The sequence below is a fragment of the Emticicia sp. genome (assembly GCF_049241225.1).
In the GTDB taxonomy this organism is placed as follows: domain Bacteria; phylum Bacteroidota; class Bacteroidia; order Cytophagales; family Spirosomataceae; genus Emticicia.
The window spans coordinates 1-5320 of sequence record NZ_JBMLRC010000185.1 but is presented as its reverse complement, the minus strand read 5'-3'; the positions used below and the strand labels follow the sequence as shown (position 1 = coordinate 5320).

At 42.3% G+C, this 5320-nt stretch carries 3 protein-coding genes; all 3 read left to right on the top strand.

All coding sequences use genetic code 11. The annotated features are described in order from the left end of the window. On the top strand, positions 1–2438 hold a 2438-nt coding region (locus tag ACOVO2_RS10355), incomplete at its 5' end, for a penicillin acylase family protein (RefSeq protein WP_421769894.1). Positions 2439–2559: 121 nt separating this feature from the next. After that, a complete protein-coding gene (locus ACOVO2_RS10350) occupies positions 2560–3018 on the top strand; it encodes a (2Fe-2S)-binding protein (protein ID WP_188763619.1) in 459 nt (152 codons plus the stop codon). Positions 3019–3110: 92 nt separating this feature from the next. Further along, a complete protein-coding gene (locus ACOVO2_RS10345) occupies positions 3111–5258 on the top strand; it encodes a molybdopterin cofactor-binding domain-containing protein (protein WP_421769893.1) in 2148 nt (715 codons plus the stop codon). Positions 5259–5320 lie beyond the last annotated feature (62 nt).

The following is a 5320-nucleotide window of genomic DNA, read 5'->3' as shown; positions in this document are numbered from 1 at the left end:
AACTCAATCAACCTAAAAACTATTGTTCGATGAAAGTATTGAAGAAAATCCTTCTCGGATTACTCATTTTGCTCGTTGTGGCGGGCATTGGCACCTATTTTTGGCTACAAAGCACCAAACCTACACTCGATGGCGAATTACAACTCAAAGGACTAAAAGCACCAGTCGAAGTGATTTATGATGACTACGGAGTTCCGCATATTTACGCCCAAAACGAAGACGATTTATTTCAAGCATTTGGTTACGTTCATGCCCAAGACCGCCTTTTTCAGATGGAATTACTCCGCCGTTTGGCAGATGGACGCTTAGCAGAACTTTTTGGCGAAAAGGCACTCCCATCAGATAAGTTTTTCCGAACACTCAGTTTCCGTCAGCACGCCCAATGGACGATTGATTCAGTTTTGATGAAAAACCCTAATGCACCATTCGTAAAAGCAGCACAAGCTTACATAAAAGGAGTAAACGAATACATTGAAAACGGCAAAACTCCCCCTGAGTTTTCGATTGCGGGCATCAAAAAAACGCCTTTTGAAATGGCCGATATGCAGATAATTATGGGCTACATGGGCTTTACGTTTGCCGAAGCTTTCCGTTCGGAAGCTATTTCTACTATGATTCAAAACAAATACGGCCCAGAATACTGGAAAGATGTAATGACTGGTTGGCCAGCCAACGAACCAAAAATTCCGACCAACGCCCAAGAGAATATCGCTTCATCTACGGCTTTGGCACGAATGGCCAATCAACTGACCAACATCGAAACCAATGCACTTTTTCCGCCTTATCATGGCTCAAATGGCTGGGTAATTGCTGGTTCAAAAACTAAATCGGGTAAGCCAATTTTATCGAACGATACACATATTGCTTTTTCGCAGCCATCGGTTTGGTACGAAGCTCATCTCGAATGTCCAAACTTTAAGTTTTACGGCAACTTCTTGGCAGGAACTCCCGTTGGAGCATTGGGACATTCACAATACGGCGGTTGGGGTCTGACGATGTTTGAAAATGACGACGTTGATTTTTTCCGTGAAAAAGCAAATCCTGCCAACGCCAATCAAGTTTGGTACAAAGACCATTGGGAAGACTTGAAAGTGCGTGAAGAAAGCATTAAAGTAAAAGATGCGGCCGATGTAAAAATTGCCGTAAAAACTTCTCGCCACGGTATCTTGATGAATGATAGTTTTGATAAAATGGCCGACCAAAAAGACCCGATTGCTCTTTGGTGGGTTTATAACCAATTTCCAAGTTATCATTTAGAGGCATTCTACGAAATGGCTCACGCAAAAAATGCTACCGAAGCCGGCAAAGCCGCCAGCAAACTTACTTCGCCCGGCCTAAATATTATGTGGGGCGATACCGAAGGAAATATTGCGTGGTGGGCAGCAGGAAAACTCCCTAAACGTCCAGCCCATGTAAATCCAATGTTGATTTTAGATGGCTCAACGGGCAACGACGACCCACAAGGTTGGTACGATTTCTCGCTGAATCCTCAAATCTTAAACCCAAAACGTGGTGTACTTTACACCGCTAATAATCAGCCAGCCGATATGGGAAATGGCTTAGTGCCGGGTTACTACGTTCCAGGGAATCGTGCAAGCCGAATCGAAGAACTTTTGTTTAATGATAAAAAAGATTGGACTCAGGAAAGCGTCAGAAGCGTCATAAATGATGTTACTTCCTCATCGTTTAGTGGGCTTTTAAAAGATATTTTGCCAGTAATTGATAAAAACAAGCTAAGTCCCTCGGCAAAAAATGGTTTAGAAAAATTGGCTAAATGGGACGGTTCGCACGATTTAGAAGACATCGAACCAACAATTTATTACCGTTTTCTTTATCATTTTTTTGTAAATACCATCAAAGATGAATTGGGCAACGAAGTTTTCAAGGCTTTTGAACACAACGGTAATTTTAAGCGAAATATGGCAACATTGATGCGAAATGATGCTTCGCCGTGGTGGGATAATGTTTCGACAAAAAACAAAGAAACTCGCACCGAAATCCTGACAACATCGCTGAATGAAGCACTGGCAAGTCTCGAAAAACAACTCGGTAGCGACGTGACTGCGTGGAAATGGGAAAAAGTGCATACGCTTACGCACAATCACCCGCTTGGTATATTGCCAGTTGTAGGAAAATATTTCAATGTTGGGCCACTTCCAGCCCCAGGTGGTCGAGAAACCATCAATAACCTTGATTTTTCGGTCGATTCGAGTGGAACTTATAAAGTTACTTACGGCCCAGCCTTACGCAGAATTGTTGATTTTGCTGATGTCGAACATGGTCGAAGCGTACTACCAACGGGTCAATCAGGACATTTTTTAAGCAAACACTACGACGACCAAGCTGAAATGTTTGTGAAAGGTGGTTCACGCCCCGAACTGATGAATCGAGCAGAGATTGAAAAAGTAAAAACAGGAAAGTTGATTTTGAAACCTTAAAATCGCTAAAAACCACATTTTGGTCGAATTTTTATTCAAAACTTTATACTTTTAGCATATTTTCAAGAACTTTTAGTGTAATTTTAGTTATAGATTCAGACATTCAATAAACATTTCGATAATGGCAAATTATAACCTCAAAATCAACGGTCAAACCCTCAAAACCGAAGCATCGCCCGACACACCATTATTATGGGTCTTGCGTGATAATCTCGGACTTGTAGGCACTAAGTACGGTTGCGGAATGGCCCAGTGCGGAGCTTGCACGGTGCATATCAATGGCGAAGCAACTCGCTCATGCGTATTACCTGTTTCGGCGGTTGCTGATGCAACAATCACCACGATTGAAGGACTTTCTGAAAAAGGCGACCACCCAGTACAAAAAGCTTGGGATGCCATCGACGTACCACAATGTGGCTACTGCCAGACTGGACAAATGATGACTGCGGCGGCTTTCTTGAAAAAGAATGCAAAACCAAGTTTGGAAGAAATCGAAGCGGCGATGTCAGGAAATATTTGCCGTTGCGGTACTTATCACCGAATCAAAGAAGCGGTTCAGTTAGCGGCAACAAAAATGTAATTTTGAATGAGTGAATGTTAGAATGATAGAATAAAGTTTTGACTATCTTTTACTTATTCTTCGTCTATCATCCAAAATAAACAGATACTATAATGACAAAAAATAATAGCCGACGAGATTTTTTAAAGTCAACCGCACTGAGTGCTGGTGGCTTAATTTTGGGTTTCAATTGGTTTGGACAAGAGGCTTCGGCGGCCACAGTAGTAGAAGGTATAGCAAGTGAAGCAGGAAATAACGCCTTCAATGCCTTTTTATCTATCCAAACTGACGGAATCGTAACGATTTTTTCGCCAAATCCTGAAATTGGACAAGGTATTAAAACTGCTTTCCCGATAATCGTAGCCGAAGAATTAGATGCTGATTGGGCAAACGTAAAAGTTGTACAAGCTCCGCTCGACACCAAGAAATTTGAACGCCAAGTTGCTGGTGGTAGTGGCTCGATTCCTCACTCTTGGCAACGCCTCCGCAAAGCGGGTGCAACTGCTCGCCAAATGCTGGTAGAAGCGGCCGCCAAACGTTGGGGAGTTTCGGCAAGCGAATGTTCGACCGAAAAAAGTTTTGTGATTCATACAGCATCAGGCAAAAAGTTGAGTTATGGAGAGTTGGCGACAGAAGCAGCCAAACTTACCCCGCCAACTGAGGTAAAATTGAAAGATAAAAAAGATTTCAAACTCATTGGTTCGACCGTAAAAGGCGTTGATAATCAAGCACTTTTGACGGGAAAACCACTTTTCGGACTCGATTTTTATCGTGAAGGAATGAAATTCGCCATGATTCAGCGTCCACCTGCTTTCGGAATGAAACTCAAATCATTCGATGCTTCTGCGGCGAAGGCTTCAGCAAGTGGTATAGAGGTGGTTTCGTTCAAAGATAAAGTTGCTATCGTTGGAAAATCTACTTGGGAAGTCAAGAAAGCCCGTGATTTAGTTAAAATTGAATGGGAGAAAGCCGCTAACCTCGAAAGTAGCGACGACCATAATAGAATTTTTAAAGAATTATTGGATGGAAAAGCCGATGTACGTAGAAAAGATGGTGATGTAGAAACGGCTTTCAAAGATGCAGCAAAAATCGTAGAAGCCGAATACCAATGTCCGTTTTTACCGCATAATCCAATGGAGCCAATGAACTTCTTCGCTCACGTACGAGAAGATGGCGTAGAATTAGTTGGCCCAACACAAACACCACAAAACGCTCAAAATCAGACCGCAAAACTACTCAATATTCCTGCTGAAAAAGTAACAGTTGAGTTGACAAAAATGGGTGGCGGTTTTGGTCGTCGTTTGGGCACAGACTACGTTTTGGAAGCTGCCGAACTTTCAAGCATTATCAAAGCTCCTGTAAAAGTAATGTGGACCCGTGAAGATGATATGGGTGGAGGAAGTTATCGTCCTGCGGTTCGTTATCGTTTCCGTGCGGCTCTCGATAAACAAGGCAATATGATTGGCTACACACTTCGTGGAGCTGGCATAAATGCTGGAAACTCAACTCGACAAGATAATTTTCCAGCGGGAGCAGTTTCAAATTTATTGATAGATTCAGCCGAGCATAAATCGCCGATTACAACTGGCCCTTGGAGAGCTCCAATTACTAATTTCTTGGCATTTGCCGAACAATCTTTCCTTGATGAAGTAGCTACAGCTGCAGGTAAAGATGCCGTACAATTCAGACTTGAATTACTCGAAAAAGCCAAAACTGCTCCAACTGGCGAAATAAAATATAATATCGACCGCATGAAAGCTGTCATTGAACTGGCCGCCGAAAAATCGGGTTGGGGTAAAAAGAAAAAAGGCGTAAGTCTCGGTTTCAGCGTTTATTTCTCACACGCATCTTATGTTGCTCAAGTGGCAGAAGTAGTAATGAAGAAAGGGAAACCAGTTTTGCAAAAAATATACGCAGCCGTTGATTGTGGCGTGGTGGTCAACCAAAGTGGAGCAAGAAATCAGGTAATGGGCGGAATTGTTGATGGTATCGGCCATGCCATGTACGGAAATATGACGTTTAGAGATGGCACGCCCGACCAAAAGAATTTTAACGCATTCAGATTGATAAAAATGAATGAAATTCCTGCCATAGAAGTAAGTTTCGTCAATAATGGCATCGACCCAACTGGTTTGGGTGAACCAGCTTTGCCACCAACGGGTGGTTCGGTTGCCAACGCCATTTTTAAAGCAACTGGTAAACGTTTACGTAACCAACCTTTTATTGAAGAAGACCAAAAACTCTTTGAGAGTGTTTCGTAATATTTATATATTTCTTACAAAAAAAGCCGAATCTGCAATTTGTAGATTCGGCTTTTTATTAG